Annotated in this window: 18 protein-coding genes; 8 read left to right on the forward strand and 10 right to left on the reverse strand. The window is 67.5% G+C overall.

Translation table 11 applies throughout. From position 1 onward, the window contains the following. Nucleotides 1–189 precede the first annotated feature (189 nt). Both mdh and XAN126_RS0123565 read right to left on the reverse strand, forming a co-directional pair. A complete protein-coding gene (gene mdh / locus XAN126_RS0123560) occupies nt 190–1,155 on the reverse strand; it encodes a malate dehydrogenase (protein WP_024281010.1) in 966 nt (321 codons plus the stop codon). A gap of 273 nt (nt 1,156–1,428) precedes the next feature. After that, the gene (locus XAN126_RS0123565; RefSeq protein WP_024281011.1) at nt 1,429–2,031 is read right to left on the reverse strand and encodes a Crp/Fnr family transcriptional regulator; all 603 of its coding nucleotides are present in this window, start codon (nt 2,029–2,031) and stop codon (nt 1,429–1,431) included. Nucleotides 2,032–2,117: 86 nt separating this feature from the next. Between XAN126_RS0123565 and XAN126_RS0123570 the strand changes: the two genes are divergently transcribed. Further along, entirely contained in the window at nt 2,118–2,615 is a 498-nt protein-coding gene (locus XAN126_RS0123570; protein ID WP_024281012.1) for a hypothetical protein, read from the forward strand. A 202-nt stretch (nt 2,616–2,817) separates the two neighbouring features. On the opposite strand, the gene nifW is transcribed toward XAN126_RS0123570, so the two are convergent. The 8 genes from nifW to XAN126_RS0123610 form a co-directional block, all read right to left on the reverse strand. Next, the gene (gene nifW / locus XAN126_RS0123575; protein WP_024281013.1) at nt 2,818–3,159 is read right to left on the reverse strand and encodes a nitrogenase stabilizing/protective protein NifW; all 342 of its coding nucleotides are present in this window, start codon (nt 3,157–3,159) and stop codon (nt 2,818–2,820) included. A gap of 54 nt (nt 3,160–3,213) precedes the next feature. Further along, a complete protein-coding gene (cysE, locus tag XAN126_RS0123580) occupies nt 3,214–3,993 on the reverse strand; it encodes a serine O-acetyltransferase (protein WP_024281014.1) in 780 nt (259 codons plus the stop codon). A gap of 3 nt (nt 3,994–3,996) precedes the next feature. Further along, on the reverse strand, nt 3,997–5,244 hold the full coding sequence (nifV, locus tag XAN126_RS0123585; RefSeq protein ID WP_024281015.1) for a homocitrate synthase: 1,248 nt from the start codon (nt 5,242–5,244) through the stop codon (nt 3,997–3,999). A gap of 368 nt (nt 5,245–5,612) precedes the next feature. After that, the gene (modD, locus tag XAN126_RS0123590) at nt 5,613–6,455 is read right to left on the reverse strand and encodes a ModD protein (RefSeq protein WP_024281016.1); all 843 of its coding nucleotides are present in this window, start codon (nt 6,453–6,455) and stop codon (nt 5,613–5,615) included. Between the two features lie 91 nt (nt 6,456–6,546). Beyond that, nucleotides 6,547–7,344: an ankyrin repeat domain-containing protein gene (locus XAN126_RS0123595; RefSeq protein ID WP_024281017.1), complete on the reverse strand. Its 798-nt coding sequence runs from the start codon at nt 7,342–7,344 to the stop codon at nt 6,547–6,549. Nucleotides 7,345–7,376: 32 nt separating this feature from the next. After that, nucleotides 7,377–9,041, reverse strand: a complete 1,665-nt coding sequence (locus tag XAN126_RS0123600) for a nitroreductase family protein (RefSeq protein WP_024281018.1) — start codon at nt 9,039–9,041, stop codon at nt 7,377–7,379. A 2-nt stretch (nt 9,042–9,043) separates the two neighbouring features. Further along, complete coding sequence (locus XAN126_RS0123605) at nt 9,044–9,481, reverse strand: ArsC/Spx/MgsR family protein (RefSeq protein ID WP_024281019.1); 438 nt, start codon at nt 9,479–9,481, stop codon at nt 9,044–9,046. Nucleotides 9,482–9,487: 6 nt separating this feature from the next. Next, nucleotides 9,488–9,922, reverse strand: coding sequence for a response regulator (locus XAN126_RS0123610; RefSeq protein WP_024281020.1), 435 nt, complete (start codon nt 9,920–9,922; stop codon nt 9,488–9,490). A 518-nt stretch (nt 9,923–10,440) separates the two neighbouring features. On the opposite strand from XAN126_RS0123610, the gene nifH reads away from it, so the two are divergent. The 7 genes from nifH (at nt 10,441) to XAN126_RS0123645 (ending at nt 17,550) form a co-directional block, all read left to right on the forward strand. Further along, nucleotides 10,441–11,325 carry a nitrogenase iron protein gene (gene nifH, locus XAN126_RS0123615; protein ID WP_024281021.1) on the forward strand — a complete coding sequence of 295 codons (885 nt, stop codon included), beginning with the start codon at nt 10,441–10,443 and terminating at the stop codon, nt 11,323–11,325. A 550-nt stretch (nt 11,326–11,875) separates the two neighbouring features. Beyond that, on the forward strand, nt 11,876–12,724 hold the full coding sequence (locus XAN126_RS0123620) for an electron transfer flavoprotein subunit beta/FixA family protein (protein ID WP_024281022.1): 849 nt from the start codon (nt 11,876–11,878) through the stop codon (nt 12,722–12,724). A 60-nt stretch (nt 12,725–12,784) separates the two neighbouring features. Further along, entirely contained in the window at nt 12,785–13,894 is a 1,110-nt protein-coding gene (locus XAN126_RS0123625; RefSeq protein WP_024281023.1) for an electron transfer flavoprotein subunit alpha/FixB family protein, read from the forward strand. A gap of 23 nt (nt 13,895–13,917) precedes the next feature. Beyond that, entirely contained in the window at nt 13,918–15,225 is a 1,308-nt protein-coding gene (locus XAN126_RS0123630; protein ID WP_024281024.1) for an FAD-dependent monooxygenase, read from the forward strand. Nucleotides 15,226–15,306: 81 nt separating this feature from the next. Beyond that, on the forward strand, nt 15,307–15,603 hold the full coding sequence (locus XAN126_RS0123635) for a ferredoxin family protein (protein WP_024281025.1): 297 nt from the start codon (nt 15,307–15,309) through the stop codon (nt 15,601–15,603). Between the two features lie 117 nt (nt 15,604–15,720). After that, nucleotides 15,721–16,524 carry a 4Fe4S-binding leucine-rich repeat protein gene (locus tag XAN126_RS0123640; RefSeq protein WP_024281026.1) on the forward strand — a complete coding sequence of 268 codons (804 nt, stop codon included), beginning with the start codon at nt 15,721–15,723 and terminating at the stop codon, nt 16,522–16,524. 261 nt (nt 16,525–16,785) lie between these two features. Next, nucleotides 16,786–17,550: a dienelactone hydrolase family protein gene (locus XAN126_RS0123645; RefSeq protein ID WP_029877660.1), complete on the forward strand. Its 765-nt coding sequence runs from the start codon at nt 16,786–16,788 to the stop codon at nt 17,548–17,550. Nucleotides 17,551–17,572: the final 22 nt, after the last annotated feature.

Here is a 17,572-nt window from a genome sequence, read left to right on the forward strand (position 1 = left end):
GCAATTGCGGGACCGCCCGGTCAAGACCGCCTCCACCGCAGAAGGGGGACCCGCGCCACCGCCCCGGCCCGAAGGACTGGAGCGAGGATGCGGTCTCCCCCGAGGAGGGGAACACTCGTCTCCTTCACCACGCCGGTTGTACCCCGGCACGAAAACGGCGCGCCTTGCGGCACGCCGTCATGAGCGAGATCACTTCCCGAGGCCGGGTGCGATCTTCAGGCAGGCCTCCACCAGTCCTTCGACTGCGGCGACCGATCTTTCGAACATGGCGCGCTCGGGCCGGTCGAGCTCGACCTCCACGATACGCTCCACCCCCCGCGCGCCGATGACGGCCGGCACGCCGAGATAGATGTCCCTGAGCCCGTACTCCCCATCGAGCCGTGCGGCGACCGGGAGCAGGCGCTTCTTGTCCTTCAGGTAGCTCTCCGCCATGGCGATGGCGGCGGCGGCCGGCGCGTAGAAGGCCGAGCCGGTCTTGAGCAGGTTGACGATCTCCGCCCCGCCGTCGCGCACGCGCTGGACGATGGCGGCGATGCGCTCCTCGCTGGTCCAGCCCATGCGGATGAGGTCCGGCACCGGGATGCCGCCCACGGCGGAATAGCGCACCAGCGGCACCATGGTATCGCCGTGCCCGCCCATGACGAAGGCGGTCACATCCTCCACCGAGACGCCGAACTCCTCGGCGAGGAAGAAGCGGAAGCGGGCGGAATCCAGCACGCCGGCCATGCCCACCACCTTCTCCGGCGGCAGGCCGCTGGTGCGCTGGAGCGCCCAGACCATGGCATCGAGCGGATTGGTGATGCAGATGACGAAAGCGTCAGGCGCATATTTGCGCAGGCCCGCGCCCACCTGCTCCATCACCTTGAGGTTGATGGCGAGGAGGTCGTCGCGGCTCATGCCCGGCTTGCGCGGCACGCCGGCGGTGACGATCACCACATCGGCACCGGCGATGGCATCATAGCTGGAGGCGCCCCAGATGCCCGCGTCGACCCCTTCCACGGGGGCGAGCTGGGCGAGGTCCAGGGCCTTGCCGTCGGGAACGCCGTCGGCGACGTCGAACAGCACGATGTCGCCCAACTCCTTCAGTCCAGCCAGAAGGGCGAGCGTACCGCCGATCTGGCCGGCCCCGATGAGGGCGATCTTGTTGCGGGCCATCCCAAATCCCCGGTAACCGCTGCGGAGCCGGCACATGAGACGAGCCGCCGCAGGAACGCGGCGCTTGACTACTCCCATCCGTCCGGGGGTTCAAGCCGGCCGCACTGCACAAATAGTGGCATCGAGCGGGATTTTGCCGCAAAAACGGGTCGTTTTGCGCTGATTTTCTGCTGATTTGCACCATGCGGAAAACCATCCCGCAGGGCGGTGCAGCGGCCTACCACCGGCGGGACGTGCGGCACCCCGTCCGGCGCCTCCCCGAGGTCGATCGGATCAGGCCTGCCCCTGAGGACGCAGGCGCAGGCATCGCCCCGAGACCTCCAGCGCGCCGGCATCCACCATCGCTCGCAGGGCGCGATAGAGCGCCTCGTGGGTCAGGCCCAGCTCAGCCGCCCATCGCATCTTGGGCTGGGAGAGTTCGAGAACGCCATGGCGCCCCTCAGTCTCAATGAAATGGACGATCCTCTCCCTTGCGGTCCGCAGAGCAAGCCGCTCGCTCTGGGCGCGCACGCGCCTCAATTCCCCGCTCAGGTGGCGGAGCCAGAGCGCCTGAATGTCCGCCCTGGCCAGAGCCTCCCGGAAGGTGGCGATGGGGATCGCCAAAGCGCAAACCGCAACGGCGGCGATGCCGTCGCAATGGTAGGCGGGCTGGTCGAGGCTTGCCTCGGCGAGGAATCCGTGCCGCGCCCGCTGGAAGACAACCTCGATCCCGGCCGGCGAATGGCGGACCATCCGGGCTTCGCCAGAAAGGACACAGAACATGAATTCCGGCGCCTTGCCGCGCCGGAACAGGTGTTCGCCTCTGGCGAAGGATCGCTCCGGAACGCGCCGCAGGGACAGGCTTTCGAGAAGCGGCCGGAGCAGGCCCGGTTCCATCCGTCACCCTTGGCGTTGATATGATCACCATCATAAGCGGCTGCGGGCAACCCGGCTAGGATCATCCCAAAACGGGAGGTTCCTTCATGCACCGGTTCATCATCGCCGCAGCAGCGGCCGCCACCCTGGCCACGGTCCCGGTCGCCATGGCCCAGCACGATCACGCCGGCAGAGGCGGCCAGCCCCACGACGGCGCGACCCCGCCAGCTGCTTCGGATGGCCGCGAATTCGTCAGAATGCCGGATCCTGTGGCGGAAAGGATGCTGGCGAACATGCGGGATCACCTGCAGGCGCTCCAGGAGATCAACGAGCAGCTTGGTCTCGGTCATTTGGATGCGGCGGCGCGCATCGCGGAGCAACGGCTGGGCATGTCGTCCCTCGGGCCGCATGGCGCGCAGGAGGTGGCTGGCTTCATGCCACAGGGAATGCAGGGCGCGGGGAGCGACATGCACCGCGCCGCGAGCCGGTTTGTCATCGTCGCCACCGATGCGGGCGTCTCTGGCGATATGCGACCCGTCTTCTCCGCCCTGGGCACGCTGACATCGGCGTGCGTCGCCTGTCACGCCGGCTACCGGGTCAGGTAACACAGCGCCGGAACGAAAAAATCTGCCCTCTCCCCGCACACGGCCGAGCGACCAGCCGGATAAAAAAAATTAAAACAACGTCAATATCAACGAACAAAAAGCAGGGAGAGGGCAGCCGGCCGGAGCACTTCGGGGCACTCCGGCGGAAGGGTGGCCCCGCGTTCGTCCGCGCGGCTGCGCGGAGGGGCGGGACGAGACGGTCTCAGCTTCCGGTCTTGAGCGAACCGAGCTGGACGAAGGCGGGCTTGGCGGCGGGGGCCGCCGGGCGGTTCGGATCGTGCTCCTTCAGCACCTTGAACACCCGTTCCGCCATGGGATTGGAGGCAATGAAGTCCGCATAGGCCTGCGACAGCATGGTCTGTGCGGCGGAATAGATCTCCTCCTCGCTCATGCCGTCGAACTCGGCCGAGACGAGGTACTGGCCCATGCGCCGCAGGATATGGAGGCGCAGCACCTGCAGCACTTCCGGCTGGTATTCCACCTGCAGCACTTCGAAGAATTCCTCGGCGCTTCCGAGAGACTTCAGCTTGTCGATGATGGACATGTCGCTCTTTCTCCTGTCGATCAGCCCAAGTCTGGTCAACCCAAGTCCGGGATGTCAGGCCGCCTCGTCCGCGCTCGCCGGCCGGCCGCGCTGGCGCTCGCCCTGCAGGTGGGTGAGGCGGGCCTCGAGGAACTCGATCCGGTCCAGCAGGGAGACGATGGCCTCGCCCACCGGGTCCGGCATGAGATGGTGCTCGAGGTCGATGCGGCCGTCGCCGAGCTTGCGGCGGTCCGAGGTGGGCTTCACCACCCGGCCGGGAATGCCCACCACCGTCATGGCCGGCGGGACATCCTCGATCACCACCGAATTGGCGCCGACCCGGCAGCCGGCCCCGACCGTGATCGGCCCGAGGATCTTGGCCCCCGCTCCCACCAGCACGCCGTTGCGCAGGGTGGGATGGCGCTTGCCCGACGTCCAGGACGTGCCGCCGAGAGTCACTCCATGGTACAGGGTGACGTCGTCGCCGATCTCCGCTGTTTCGCCGATCACCACGCACGCGCCGTGATCGATGAAGAAGCGCCGGCCGATGGTGGCGCCGGGGTGGATGTCCACATTGGTCAGGAAGCGGCCTAGCCAGGACAGGAAGCGGGCCGGGAACTTCACCCCCCGCCGCCACAGCCGGCTGGCGAGGCGGTGCCAGATGATGGCGTGGACGCCGGGATAGGTGAGCACGATCTCGAACGTGTGCCGCGCCGCCGGGTCCCGCGCCTTCACGCAGTTCACATCCTCGCGGATGAGCTGCCAGACCGTGAAGGACGCCGCCGGTGCATCCGGCGCGGCCGCCGTGGCGAGGGGCACCTCGGTACCGTGCCACTTCGGGCTTCCCATGATCATGGATCAGGCTCCCATCACGGCGGCGTGGCGGCGCTTCAGCGCTTCTTCGGTGAAGCTGTCCTCGTAGAGGCGGCGCAGCACCTGGGGCGTCACCGTCTCCTTGGTGCGCACCGAGAAGTCGCGCACCCGGGCGAGGATGGCACGGCCGCGCGCCTCGTCCACCGCCAACCCCTCGTCGGCGAGGGCCTTGGAGATGGCGGCAAGGCCGGAATGCTTGCCCAGCACCACGCGGTGGGAGCGGCCGAGCAGTTCCGGGTTCAGCGCCTCGTAGGTGCCGCGATCCTTCAGCAGGCCGGCAACATGAATGCCGCTCTCGTGGGTGAACACATCCTCGCCCACGATGGCTTTGGTGCGCGGCATGGTGCGGCCGGCGGCGGCCATCACTTTCTCGGCCAGCGGGCGCAGCGCGCACGGGTCAATGCCGCTTTCGGCACGGGCGGTCTGGCGCAAGGCGATGGCCACTTCCTCCAGCGCCGCATTGCCGGCCCGCTCACCAAGGCCGACCACGGTCACGCTGGCATGGCGGGCGCCGCCGGTGACGGCCGCGAGGGTGTTGGCGGTGGCAAGGCCCAGATCGTCATGGGCGTGGAACTCGATCTCGAGGTCCGTGGCGTTGGCGACGCGCCGCACCAGCGCATAGGTGGAGAAGGGATCGAGCACGCCCAGCGTATCGGCGAGGCGCAGGCGGAAGGCGCCCGCCTCCCGCGCCACCTCGGCCACCCGGCACAGGAAGTCGGGATCGGCGCGGGAGGCGTCCTCGCAGCCGATGGCCACCGTGAAGCCGAGCTTGGTGGCCAGCGTCGCCACATGCTTCAGGGCTGCGAGTGCCCAGTCGCGATCGCGGTTCAATTTGCCCTTGAGCTGGCGGTCGGAGGTGGGAATGGAGAGATTGACGTAGCTGACCCCGGCGGAGACCGCCGCGAACAGGTCCTCCTCGCTCATCCGGCACCAGGCGGCGACCCGCAGCGGCAGCTTGAGCGAGACGATGGAGCGCAGCGTCTCGATCTCCTCGTCGCCCATGGCCGGCGTGCCGGCTTCGATCTCGGGCACGCCGGCGGCGGCGAGCGCCTCGGCGATCTCGATCTTCTCCTTGCGGGTGAAGGCGACGCCCGGCGCCTGCTCGCCATCGCGGAGCGTGGTGTCGTTGAGGAAGACCGTGCGGGCGGCCGCTGCCCCCGCCGCCGAACCGCCGGCCTCCGCCGAGGACCGGCCGGAGCGCCCAGATGTCACCGATGGAGACTTCGCGAGCATGGTGTCTTCCTCAAGTCCCGTTGGCCCTGAACCGCGCCTGTGGTGAGCCGGAGCATCGAAGCCGCCCACCATTCGCCAGCAGCGCCTGACAGGGATCACGCAAACCGCGTGCCATTGCCGCAAGCCATTCTGGAATCGATGGAAATCAGGGAGCACCCAGCTGTCGCAAAGCCGACAGCCGGCAAGCTTGTCCGAGGTTCGACAGGATCACGACAGACGAGACACGTGCGACACACCGTGTTGTCGGTATCGAACATACGTATAATTACGTAGTTGCCCGGTCCCGTCCGGTCATTTCTTGCCGAAGACGGACGAATTCACGGGTGAGGGCAGATCATCGGACGGAACAGGCTGGCGGCACGCGCCGCTCAGGCCGGGCCGATCACCACCTTCACGTCGGCGGGCTTCGCCCAATAGGGTGCCGACGTCACCAGCACATGGGCGCCAGCCGCGGCATAGGCGGCGGCATTGGAGAGATTGACGCCGCCGGCCGCCGCCACCTTCGTGCCGGGAGAGCGTTCCACGGTGAAGGCGACCACCTGCCGGATGTCGTCTGGCGTCATCTTCTCGCACTGGAGCACGTCCGGCCGCGCGGGGAGCACGGCCTCCGCTTCCTCCGGCGTCTTCACCTCCACCACCACCTTCTTCTCCGGCGCCTGCCGGCGCAGCAGCGCGATGCCCTCGGCGGGATCGACGAGGAAGGCGGCGTGCTCGGGAAACAGCAGGAGGGTTTCCGACAGGCCGAGCCGGTGTGGGAAGGCGCCGCCGGAGCGGATGGCGGCGATCATCTGCGCCTTGGCACCGGGCAGGGTCTTGCGCGTCGTCACCACCGCCACCTCGGGCGACACCGCGCGGGCGGCGGCCACGATGTCGGCGGTGAGGGTGGCGATGCCGGAGAGATATTCCACCAGCGTCTGCGCCACCTTCCACGCCCGGAAGATGGGGCCGGCCGCGCCCTCGGCGATAAGGAAGGTGTCGCCCTTTGGCACCCGCGCGCCGCTCGCCGCCAGCAGGTCGGCCTTGGCGCCGGCGGCGATGAACAGCTCGCGCGCGAGTTCCACCCCGCACAGGGTGGTGTCGCCGCGCACGGCCATGGAGAGACGCGCCTCGCGGCCGGCGAGGCCGAGGCTTTCGGTCGTGAGGTCGCCATAGGGCGCATCCTCGGCGAGGAGGGCGTCCACCATGGCCTGCGTCCACCAGCGGTAGCTCATGCGCCCTATCCTCGCTCAGTCCCGATACAGCAGGATTAGCGTGGGCAGACCGCAGGGTCCACGAGACAAAGCGCGACGCGACACTTGGACGTCAGACCGGGGCCGCTGTCCGGGCCTCTTTGGTCGCGCGCCGCAACAGCGTAAGGCATTCGATGGTGGAGGCGAGATCCATCGCCGAGAAGCCGTCCAGCGTCTCGGGCGTCGGATCGGCGCCACGCGCGAGCAGCTTCTCCACCACGCCGGCCTTGCCAGCGGAAGCCGCATACATCAGCGCCGTGGCGCCATTGTCATTGGCGCTGTCGATGGCGATGCCCGCGTCCACCAGCGCGTCGATGATGTCGAGATGATCGCCCACGCAGGCGATCCACAGCGCGGTGTTGCCGTCCGCATTGCGGATGTCGAGGGCGGCACCGGCAGCGATGAGGGCCGCGACGGTGTCGCCGAGCCCCTCCGCGCAGGCCTTCATCAGCGGCGTCATGCCGTTCTCGGCGGTGGCATTCAGCCCGTCCGGCGGAAAGCCGCGGCTGGCGATCCAGGCCGAGAGCGCCGGATCGAGCGCGGCGGCGGACTGTTGCGCCTGCGCGTGGTTGAACCAGGCCTCATAGCCGCCGTCGACGCTCGTCACGTCGGAGAAGCCGAAATCCGACAAGGCCTGCGCATACTCCTGGCTGGCGTTGCCGTGATAGCAATAGATGACCACCGGCTGCGCCTTCGGCGTGGTGCCGATGATGTCGCCGAGATTGCCGAACGCCATGTTCCGCGCGCCCGCCACATGGCCGGCGGCGTAGGAATTGGCGTCGCGCACATCGAGCAGCAGGGCCTTGCCCGCGCCGACGATGGCCACCGCCTCCGCGACGCCGATGCGGCGGAAGGGCGTGCGCTGTTTCATGATGATCTCTCCCAATCCGGCGCCGATCCCGCTCAGGCGCCCCGGCCGGGATAGGCCGGCTCCGTGGTGATGCGGTCGTCGACGGCGGCGCGCCCGACGGTGAAGTGGTAGATGGACTGGAAGGCCGCGCCTTCGAGCCCCAGAAGCTGGTGCAGATCGTCATCGAAGAAGCAGCCGATGCCGGTGCCGCGGAAGCCCGCCGCCTCCGCTTCAAGATAGAGCGACTGGCCGACCATGCCCGCCTCCCAATGGAGATGGCGGTAGCGCCACGCCTCCGCCGTCACCAGCGGCTCGAACTCCGCCAACATGGCAAGGGCGAACGAGCTGTCGCTGGCGATGGCCTGATGGCAGCTCACGGTGCGGGCGATGCCACGGCAGTCGGTTTCCACCAGCCGATAGAGCGGCAGGTGCGCCGGCACGCCCTCCGGCTTTTCCCATGTGAAGTCGGAGCGCAGCGCGGCCTTGAGATCCGCGATCACGCCCGCCCGGCGCGGCAGGGCGTAGAGACCGGGGCTAAGCCCCTCCACGCGATGCACGAACAGAAGCGGATGGACACGGGCATCGAAGGGGGCGGCATCGAACGGCGCCGCCGCGCGCGGCAGCAGCGCATCCATGAGGCCGAGGAACACGTCGCGGGGCATGAGGCTGCCCTTGGCCGTGAAGCGCTGCGCGCTCCGCCGGCCGAGAATGACCGACGCCGCCCGCGCCTCGGCGGTCGCCTCGCGCGCCGGTAGAGCGGGAGCCGTCACCGCCTCCCTCGCATCGGCGCCTGCGCGATGCGTCGCGAGGCTCACCTGATCGATCACCGGCCAGCGATAGAGCGGATGCCGGTCCAGCACATTGGCCCGCCCCATCCAGCGCCCGCCGAATGGTGCCGCCGGCAGGGCCGGCAGATCGCCACCGACGGGGGCCAGCGCGATCAGGATGTCGGGATCCTCCCGCTCGGCCCCCGCGAAGTCCGCCGCCCGGTCAAGACCAACGCGACAGGCGATGTCGACGCTGGGGATGGCCTCCATCAGTCGCGCGGTCCAGCCGAGGCAGGAGGCGGCATAGCGCACGGCGGCCAGCGCGTGGCCGAGGTCCAGCTGGCAATAGCGGAAGGCGCGCTCGCCATATTTCCACGCCTCGCGCCAATGGATGGACGACAGCGCGAGGAACAGCGACGGCGCCCCGCCCGCCGGCCCGAATCTCTGCTCCATGGCGAAGCCGGAGGCGCCCGCCACCACCACCACATCCGGTCCCGGCGGCGCGAAGCGATGCTCCAGCACATGATCGCGGCTGACATAATGGTGCACGCCATCGTCGAGGCCGGCGATGCGCCCGGCGATCACATAGACCTCGGTGGGGTGCAGATTGCCGCTGGAGGGATTGCAGCGCAGCGCCCAGCGGTCGGGGCCGAGCTGCTTCCAGGCGGCGAGGCCGAAGGAAAGTTCGAGCAGCAAGGCGACGCCGGCAAGATCCAGCGGCGCGGGCGCCACCGTTCCCGACACCATCTGCGAAAAGGAGACGCCGAGCCCCTCCGCCGCCAGCGGCAAAGCGGTGCGCGGTGCGCCCTCATACTCCCGGAACGGATTGGGCTGCATGTCCCAATCCAGCGTCTCGGGGCCGGCGGCGTAGCCCTTCAGGCTGTGCTTGGTGCGGGCGTGGTAGGCCAGCGCCGCCTCGAAGGGACGCGCGGGGGGTAGCAGCGCGTTCATGTTCAGGACGCCTTCCGTTCGCCGGGGTCCGGACAGGGATGGGCCTCGCCGGGATGGGAGCAGCCCTCGAGCGGGCGCGCCCCCGGCACGGCCGGCCCCAGCAGGGAGGTGACGGGCTCGCGGTCGAAGCCGGCGCAGCGGGCGCCCTCCGCCTCCACCAAGGGACGGCGGATGAGCAATGGCTCCGCCAGCATCAGCGCGATGGCGGCCTCGGCCTCCACCGCCTCGGGCTTGACCTCGCCCGACTTCACCTTCGGCGCCGCCGGATTGAACCAGGTGGCGACCGGCGTCGCGCCGAAGAAGCTCTTCAGCCGCTCGGCCGTCCACGGCTCGGCCAGGAGGCTGCGGACGTCCAGCGTGTGACCGGCATTGGCAAGGGCGAGCTTCTGCCGGGCATTGGTGCCGCAGCCCGGCTTCTCCCAGAAGGTGACGTGGGCCACGGCGCCCTACTTCATCACAGAGAGCTGCACGAGCTGCGCGCCGCCATCGCGGCCGAGCACCGTATCCACCTTCTTGCGCACGCCCTCCAGCGTCAGCGGCTTCACCACTGCGCCATGGGCGCCGGCCTTGAGCCCGCTCACCGCCACCGCCTCTTCCGACTTGTCGGTGACGATGAGGATGCGCACGCCGGGAAACTTCGTCTTCATCTCGCCGATCAGCGCATCGCCGCGCGCCTTGAGCAGGCCGACGCCGAGCAGGACCACGTGCGGCATCAGCCAGCCCTGACCCTTCTCATAGGCCTCCTCGGGGGTGGCGAGCTCGTGGGTCTCGATCTCGTCGTGCAGCATGAACTGGAGCGCCGCGCGGGTGATCTCGTCCTCGTCCACCACGAAGACACGCCGCTGGTCCACCGCCTTGGACGTCTCAACGCCGATCTGCATCTGTCGCCTCGCTCATGACTTGCGTTTATCGCGCGCCGATCCCCGTCGTCGGCACCGCCCGCCTGCTGCGGCGGGCCGGGTTCGGGACCACGGCCGTCCGCGCGCGAGCGGGTTGATGGACCGTCAAGCAAGTTCCGTTCCTCGCCGGCAACGACAGTCCTGGACGGGATTGCTCCGGCAACGGCGCGTAGAGCGCACGGCATATGTCCCAATCCCGACACACGACCCACACCTGTCGGGTTCGACACACCATCCGAAAGGCCAAGGAAGGCCCCCTCGCACCCCCGGAATTTGATTGAGATCAAAGACCTGCGGGGAATCTGGCCGACTGGCACGCTGGTTGCTCCTGCCATGGCGCAACAGCGAGTGAGGGCTGAGTGCACGCCTAGGCCGGCTGCCAGCGATGCGCTCCTTCCCGTAACCCGCGGGGCGTTTCCGAATCGATATTGCTGACGAGAGAAACGGCCTCGCGCCAATTCGCGCGGTGGTCTTCCAAAGTAGGTTCGAAGGAGAGCAAGATGGCTTCGCTGCGACAGATCGCGTTTTACGGCAAGGGTGGCATCGGCAAGTCCACCACGTCCCAGAACACGCTTGCGGCCCTGACCGAGCTTGGTCAGCGCATCCTCATCGTGGGCTGCGACCCGAAGGCGGATTCGACCCGCCTGATCCTGCACGCCAAGGCGCAGGACACCATCCTTTCGCTGGCCGCGAACGCGGGTTCGGTGGAAGACCTCGAGCTCGAGGACGTGATGAAGGTCGGCTACAAGGACATCCGCTGCGTGGAGTCGGGTGGTCCTGAGCCGGGCGTCGGCTGCGCCGGCCGCGGCGTGATCACCTCGATCAACTTCCTTGAGGAGAACGGCGCCTACGAGGACATCGACTACGTGTCCTACGACGTGCTGGGCGACGTGGTGTGCGGCGGCTTCGCGATGCCGATCCGCGAGAACAAGGCTCAGGAAATCTACATCGTGATGTCCGGCGAGATGATGGCCATGTATGCGGCCAACAACATCTCCAAGGGCATCCTGAAGTATGCGAACTCCGGCGGCGTGCGCCTGGGCGGCCTGGTGTGCAACGAGCGCCAGACCGACAAGGAGTACGAGCTGGCGGAGTCCCTGGCGAAGAAGCTGGGCACCACGCTGATCTACTTCGTGCCGCGCGACAACATCGTGCAGCACGCCGAGCTGCGCCGCATGACGGTGATCGAGTATGCGCCGGATTCGGCGCAGGCCCAGCACTACCGCAACCTCGCGACCAAGGTGCACGGCAACTCGGGCAACGGCATCATCCCGACCCCGATCACCATGGACGAGCTGGAAGACCTGCTCATGGAGCACGGCATCATGAAGGCCGTGGACGAGAGCCAGATCGGCAAGAGCGCCGCCGAACTCGCCGCCGGCTGAACGAGGATCGACGGGTCGGCCCCCGCCGGCCCGTCCACCCGACGTCCGTCCCCGCGGCTTGCCGCGCATATTTGAACGGGACAGGGCGTGACCTTTGCGAATACGCCTTTTCACACACCGTACGCTGAAGACTATTTTAGGTTCCGGTCCCTCGCCGCAAGGCGGGGGACCTTTTGCGAGAACCTCCCCGCGGTGACGGCCAATACTTCGAAGTCTTCCCTCATGCCTTGCGGCTTCGTCGCCCCCAAGGGGCTTCGGCCCATCGTCCACTCCCCGACACATCGCCGATAAGCCTCAACGTCGTGTTCGCGACGCACCGTCGCTGCGCGCAATGCAACACTCCGCCCGCGCCCCCACGACGGCCCCATCTGTCACCTTCCCGACACGGACGCGCGTTGTTCCATGTATTCGCGTGTCGTCGAGACCCGACAATCGGCTGATCGGCATGACAAATCACTGAAAATGCGAGCGATTCACAAGTGACGCCGGCTTGGCACGCCGCTTGCCAGTCAGGGCTCAGGAGCCGTTGGGTTTGGCTCGGAGCGAATTCATGCACATCGTCGTCTGCATCAAACAGGTTCCGGATTCGGCGCAGATCCGCGTCCATCCCGTCACCAACACGATCATGCGGCAGGGCGTGCCGACGATCATCAACCCTTATGATCTGTTCGCGCTGGAAGAAGCGCTTCGCCTGCGCGACAAGTTCGGCGGCGAAGTCACGGTGCTCACCATGGGCCCGCCCTCCGCGGAAGATTCCCTGCGCAAGGCCCTGACCTTCGGTGCCGACCGCGCCGTGCTGCTGACCGACCGCTTCTTCGCCGGCTCGGACACGCTAGCCACCAGCTTCGCGCTCGCCACCGCCATCACCAAGGTCGGCCAGACCTGGGGCGTGCCGGACCTCGTCTTCACCGGCAAGCAGACCATCGACGGCGACACCGCCCAAGTCGGCCCCGGCATCGCCAAGCGTCTCGGCCTGATGCAGATCACCTATGTGGCCAAGATCGCCGAGTTCGATCCCGCCGAGCGCACCATCACCCTGGAGCGGCGCGCCGAGGGCGGCACGCAGGTGCTGAAGTCCAAGCTGCCCTGCCTCGTCGCCATGCTGGAAGCCACCAACGAGATGCGCCGCGGCACCATGGTGGACGCCCTGCGCGCCGCCCGCGCCGAGGTCGTGAAGTGGAATGCCAAGGACGCCGGCGTCACCGACCTCAGCTTCTGCGGCCTGAAAGGTTCGCCCACCATCGTGAAGCGCGTGTTCGCACCGAGCGCGCGCTCCGAGAAGGCCAAGTTCATCGAGGCCGGCGAGGGCGGCAACCTCTCCGAGGCGCTGATCGCCGAAATCTTCTCGCGCCAGCCCAGCCTCGAGGCCGACCTGACCGCGCTGGCGCGCGGCTTCTGACGGCCCCGGCCGCAGCGCCCGCGCGCCCTTCGTGACTCCCAGATCAAAGAGCCGACCATCATGAGCGAGCCAACCACCCCCAAAGCCCCCGCCGCCGGCGGACGCGCCTCCACCAAGAAGGAGCTGCCGGAACACTTCAAGGCGTACAAGCACGTCTGGGTGTTCATCGAGCAGGAGCGTGGCCAGGTCCATCCCGTGTCCTGGGAACTCATGGGCGCGGGCCGTAAGCTCGCCGACAAGCTGGGCGTGGAACTGGCCGCCGTCGTGGTCGGCGCCGAGGGCGAGACCGTGCGCGGCGCGGTGGCCGAATCCTTCTGCTACGGCGCCGACCTCGCCTATGTGGTGGCCGACCCGGTGCTCACGGACTATCGCAACGAGGCCTACACGGCCGCGATGACCGACCTCGTGAATACCTACAAGCCGGAGATCCTGCTGCTCGGCGCCACCACGCTCGGCCGCGACCTCGCCGGCGCCGTGGCGACCACGCTGCTCACCGGCCTCACCGCCGATTCCACCGAGCTGGACGTGGACGCCGACGGCTCGCTGGCCGCCACCCGCCCGACCTTCGGCGGCTCCCTCCTCTGCACCATCTACACGCTGAACTACCGCCCGCAGATGGCGACGGTGCGCCCGCGTGTGATGCCCATGCCGATCCGGGTGGAGAAGCCCATCGGCCGGGTCATCGAGCACAAGCTCGGCGTGGTGGAAGCCGACATCGTCACCAAGATCCTGAACTTCATCCCCGACCGCGATTCCAACAAGGCCAACCTCGCCTACGCGGACGTGGTGGTGGCGGGCGGCATGGGCCTCGGCTCGCCGGAGAATTTCCAGCTGGTGCGCAACCTCGCCATGGCCATGGGCGCAGAATATGGCTGTTCGCGCCCGCTGGTGCAGAAGGGCTGGGTCACCTCCGATCGGCAGATCGGCCAGACCGGCAAGACCATCCGGCCGCGGCTCTACATCGCCGCCGGCATCTCGGGCGCCATCCAGCACCGGGTGGGCGTCGAGGGCGCGGACCTGATCGTCGCCATCAACACCGACAAGAACGCGCCGATCTTCGACTTCGCCCATGTGGGCATCGTCACCGACGCCATCCGCCTTCTCCCGGCCCTGACGGAAGCCTTCGCCAAGCGCCTCTCGGCCCATTCCAGCGACAAGCTCGCCAGCTGACAGCCAGCGAAAGGAACATTCCGATGATCGACGAAAGGTTCGATGCGATTGTCGTCGGCGCCGGCATGGCCGGCAATGCCGCCGCCTACACCATGGCCTCCCGCGGCCTGAAGGTGCTGCAGCTGGAGCGCGGCGAATATTCCGGCTCCAAGAACGTGCAGGGCGCCATCCTCTACGCCGACATGATGGAGAAGATCATCCCGGACTTCCGGGAGGACGCGCCGCTGGAGCGTCACCTGATCGAGCAGCGCTTCTGGATGATGGGCGAGAACTCCCACACCGGCCTGCACTACCGGTCCGACGACTTCAACGAGGAGAAGCCGAACCGCTACACCATCATCCGCGCGCAGTTCGACAAGTGGTTCTCCTCCAAGGTCCGCGAGGCCGGCGCCCTGGTGGTGTGCGAGACCACGGTGACGGAGCTGGTGCAGGACGCCTACGGCAAGGTGATCGGCGTCAAGACCGATCGCGGCGGCGGCCAGATCCACGCGGACGTGGTGGTGCTGGCGGAAGGCGTCACGGGCCTCCTCGGCGCGCGGGCCGGCCTGCGCAAGATCCCGAAGCCCACCGAGGTGGCGCTGGCGGTGAAGGAGATGCACTTCCTGCCGCAGGAAGTCATCGAGCAGCGCTTCAATGTGAAGGGCAATGAGGGCGCCGTGATCGAGGCCGCCGGAACCATCTCGGAAGGCATGACCGGCATGGGCTTCCTCTACACCAACCGCGAATGCGTGTCGGTGGGCCTCGGCTGCCTGGTGTCGGACTTCCAGAAGAGCGGGGAGTCGCCCTACACGCTGCTGGAGAAGTTCAAGCGCCACCCCTCCATCGCCCCGCTGCTGGAAGGCTCCGAGGTGAAGGAATATGCCGCCCACCTCATCCCCGAGGGCGGCTTCAAGTCCATCCCGCAGCTTTATGGCGAGGGCTGGGTGGTGGTGGGCGACGCCGCCCAGCTCAACAACGCCATCCATCGCGAGGGCTCTAACCTCGCCATGACCTCCGGCCGCATCGCCGGCGAGGCCATCTTCCAGGTCAAGTCGCGCAAGGAGCCGATGACCACGGCGAACCTCTCGCTCTACAAGAAGATGCTCGACGACAGCTTCGTGATAAAAGACCTCAAGAAGTACAAGGACATGCCGCAGCTTCTGCACATCCAGTCGCAGAACTTCTTCCTCACCTATCCCCAGCTGGTCAACAAGGCCATGCAGAACTTCGTGCGTGTCGACGGCACCCCGAAGAAGGAGAAGGAGAAGATGACGGTGAAGTCCTTCACCTCCGCGCGGTCGTGGGCGGGCCTTTTCGGCGACGCCTTCAAACTCGCCCGCGCCTGGCGCTGAGGGATTTTCAGCTCAGCGCGTCCTGTTTTCCCACCTTGCGCGATGGGCCTTGCCCGTCGCCCGATTATCGGGAGATTTTTCATGGCCACCGAAACCGCCGTCCGTGTCGAGGACAAGCTTTTCCAGAACCGCTATCTGGTGGATGCTGGGCGCGCCCACATCAAGGTGCGGCCCCACACCACCCCCTCCGCCGCGCTGCGCTCCCTGCTCACCACCTGCCCGGCCCGCTGCTACGAGCTGAACGACAAGGGCCAGGTGGAGATCACCGCCGACGGCTGTGTCGAATGCGGCACCTGCCGCATCATCGGTGAGCCCTCCGGCGACATCGAGTGGAACTATCCGCGCGGCGGCTACGGCGTGCTGTTCAAGTTCGGCTGAGGCCTTCGGGCCCCAGCGGTAGCGAAATAGCGATCGGGAGCCGGCGCACGGCTTCCGGTACGCCATCTGGCGTCAAGTCGCCTTCGCCCCTAGATTAGGGGGCGGGAGGACGATTTCATGTCCGCATTTTCGTCAGGATCAACGGCCGGAGAGCCGGGGTTCGCCGAAGGTTTCGCATCCGACTTCGCCGTCGAGGCTCTCGACTGGCAGGGCCGGCCGCTGCGTTGCCAGGATTGTCCGCATGAGGACATCAAAGCCGAAGGGCGCTGCGATCTCGGCAAGGCGTGCGTCCTCGACCGTCGGCGCAAGCGCATCGACCGCTTCTTCGCGAACAATGCGGCGCTGGCCGCGCGCTATCTCGACCATCCCTATTTCGAGGTGCGGGCGCTGGCCGCCCGGCACGCCAGCGTCTTCCTCATCACGCCGCTGAAGGACGATGCCGAACCGGACGTGCGGATGGTCTGCGCCGAGCGCCTGCCCATCGCCCGCATTCGCGACATGCGTTTCGATCCCGAGCCGCGGGTGCGCATCGCCGTCGCCCAACGTCTGGAAGGCAGCGATCTCGTCGCCCTCATGTCGGATGTGGACTACACCGTGCGCATGGCGGCCGCCCGTCGCGCGCCGGTGGATGCGCTGGTCTATCTGATGCACGACCCGGAAGTGGACGTGCGGCGCATCGTGGCCGCGCGCCTCGCGCAGGTGCCCCTCGCCCGTATGGCCGACGACGCCGATCCGCTGGTGCGCGTGGTTGTCGCCGAACATCTCGATCCCGAACGGCTCGTCGCCCTGCGTGGCGATCCCGACATGCGGGTGCGCTTTGTCGTTGCCGAGCGGATCTCCCCGGCGTTCCTCGCGCCGCTCACCCACGACGACGTGCCGCCCATCGCCGAGGTGGCGCGGGAGCGCCTCACCGCCGGCTGAGCCGAGTTTCCCGCCTAACGATCCAACGGCCGGCCTCCCAGGACCGGCCATTTTCGTTTGCGCGCCTCATGACGCGAATGATTGGCGCTCGCGAAGTAGTTTTTGCTGCGACGCGGTATTTACTTGTGTTCAGCGCAAAAGACACGCTGCACTGCACGTATTCATCGACCTCTGGCGTCCAATTTGCATGTCGAAGCCGTTTCAGACTGGCAGAGCGAGCGGCCCTGCCCCCTTTTTCGCCGCTCGGAAATCGAGGATGCCATGGTCGAAGTCACAGCAAGCAACGTGAAATTCTCCGCCTATCGGGCTGATCCTGAAGGCGCGCCCAAGGGCGCGGTGGTGGTCCTGCAGGACGTCTACGGCGTCAATTCGGACATCCGCCAGATCGCCGACGGCTTCGCCGCCGCCGGCTATGTCGCCATTGCGCCGTCCCTGTTCGACAAGGTGAAATCCGACATCGAACTCGACGCCGCCGCGACGGACGAGGGCAAGGCGCTGACCGAGGAGGTCGGCACCGACTGGTCGCTGGAGGCGATCCAGGCCACCGTCGATACGGTCAAGGACGCCGGCAAAGTGGCCCTCGTCGGCTACGCCTGGGGCGGCTTTCTCGCCTACACCGCCGCTAACAAGGTGAAGGGCCTCGCCTGCGCCATCGGCTATCACGCCGAGGAGGGCATCCTCGACGGCATGTCCGAGAAGCGCCGCATCCCCACCCTCATGCACTTCGCCGAGGCCGATCCGACCATTGCCGAGGCGGACATGATCCAGTTCCGCGCCCGCCGGCCGGATGTGTCGGCCTTCTCCTATCCCGGCGCCAACCGCGGCTTCACCTACAAGGCGAACCCTGCTTATGACGCCTCCGCGGCCGAACAGGCCATGGAGCGCACCCTGTTCTGGATCTCCCAATACGTGGTCGGACAGGGCCCGGTGCAGCTGAAGAATGCCGGCGCCTATGCCCTCGCGAAGACCGAGAAGAAGGGCAAGAAGAAGTCCGAGGCCAACGACATGGGCCCGCCCATGGATTGACGCACGGAGGCCGAGCTTCGGC

The organism is Xanthobacter sp. 126 (genome assembly GCF_000526175.1).
In the GTDB taxonomy this organism is placed as follows: domain Bacteria; phylum Pseudomonadota; class Alphaproteobacteria; order Rhizobiales; family Xanthobacteraceae; genus Xanthobacter; species Xanthobacter aminoxidans.

What these genes read in the sequence shown, in the direction of transcription:
- XAN126_RS0123625 (WP_024281023.1), top strand. Translation starts at nt 12,785, where the DNA reads ATGAGCGAGCCAACCACCCCCAAAGCCCCCGCCGCCGGCGGACGCGCC.
- nifW (WP_024281013.1), bottom strand. Translation starts at nt 3,159, where the DNA reads ATGTCCATCATCGACAAGCTGAAGTCTCTCGGAAGCGCCGAGGAATTC.
- XAN126_RS0123570 (WP_024281012.1), top strand. Translation starts at nt 2,118, where the DNA reads ATGCACCGGTTCATCATCGCCGCAGCAGCGGCCGCCACCCTGGCCACG.
- XAN126_RS0123630 (WP_024281024.1), top strand. Translation starts at nt 13,918, where the DNA reads ATGATCGACGAAAGGTTCGATGCGATTGTCGTCGGCGCCGGCATGGCC.
- cysE (WP_024281014.1), bottom strand. Translation starts at nt 3,993, where the DNA reads ATGATCATGGGAAGCCCGAAGTGGCACGGTACCGAGGTGCCCCTCGCC.
- XAN126_RS0123635 (WP_024281025.1), top strand. Translation starts at nt 15,307, where the DNA reads ATGGCCACCGAAACCGCCGTCCGTGTCGAGGACAAGCTTTTCCAGAAC.
- nifH (WP_024281021.1), top strand. Translation starts at nt 10,441, where the DNA reads ATGGCTTCGCTGCGACAGATCGCGTTTTACGGCAAGGGTGGCATCGGC.
- XAN126_RS0123600 (WP_024281018.1), bottom strand. Translation starts at nt 9,041, where the DNA reads ATGAACGCGCTGCTACCCCCCGCGCGTCCCTTCGAGGCGGCGCTGGCC.
- XAN126_RS0123640 (WP_024281026.1), top strand. Translation starts at nt 15,721, where the DNA reads ATGTCCGCATTTTCGTCAGGATCAACGGCCGGAGAGCCGGGGTTCGCC.
- XAN126_RS0123645 (WP_029877660.1), top strand. Translation starts at nt 16,786, where the DNA reads ATGGTCGAAGTCACAGCAAGCAACGTGAAATTCTCCGCCTATCGGGCT.
- XAN126_RS0123595 (WP_024281017.1), bottom strand. Translation starts at nt 7,344, where the DNA reads ATGAAACAGCGCACGCCCTTCCGCCGCATCGGCGTCGCGGAGGCGGTG.
- modD (WP_024281016.1), bottom strand. Translation starts at nt 6,455, where the DNA reads ATGAGCTACCGCTGGTGGACGCAGGCCATGGTGGACGCCCTCCTCGCC.
- XAN126_RS0123610 (WP_024281020.1), bottom strand. Translation starts at nt 9,922, where the DNA reads ATGCAGATCGGCGTTGAGACGTCCAAGGCGGTGGACCAGCGGCGTGTC.
- XAN126_RS0123620 (WP_024281022.1), top strand. Translation starts at nt 11,876, where the DNA reads ATGCACATCGTCGTCTGCATCAAACAGGTTCCGGATTCGGCGCAGATC.
- mdh (WP_024281010.1), bottom strand. Translation starts at nt 1,155, where the DNA reads ATGGCCCGCAACAAGATCGCCCTCATCGGGGCCGGCCAGATCGGCGGT.
- nifV (WP_024281015.1), bottom strand. Translation starts at nt 5,244, where the DNA reads ATGCTCGCGAAGTCTCCATCGGTGACATCTGGGCGCTCCGGCCGGTCC.
- XAN126_RS0123565 (WP_024281011.1), bottom strand. Translation starts at nt 2,031, where the DNA reads ATGGAACCGGGCCTGCTCCGGCCGCTTCTCGAAAGCCTGTCCCTGCGG.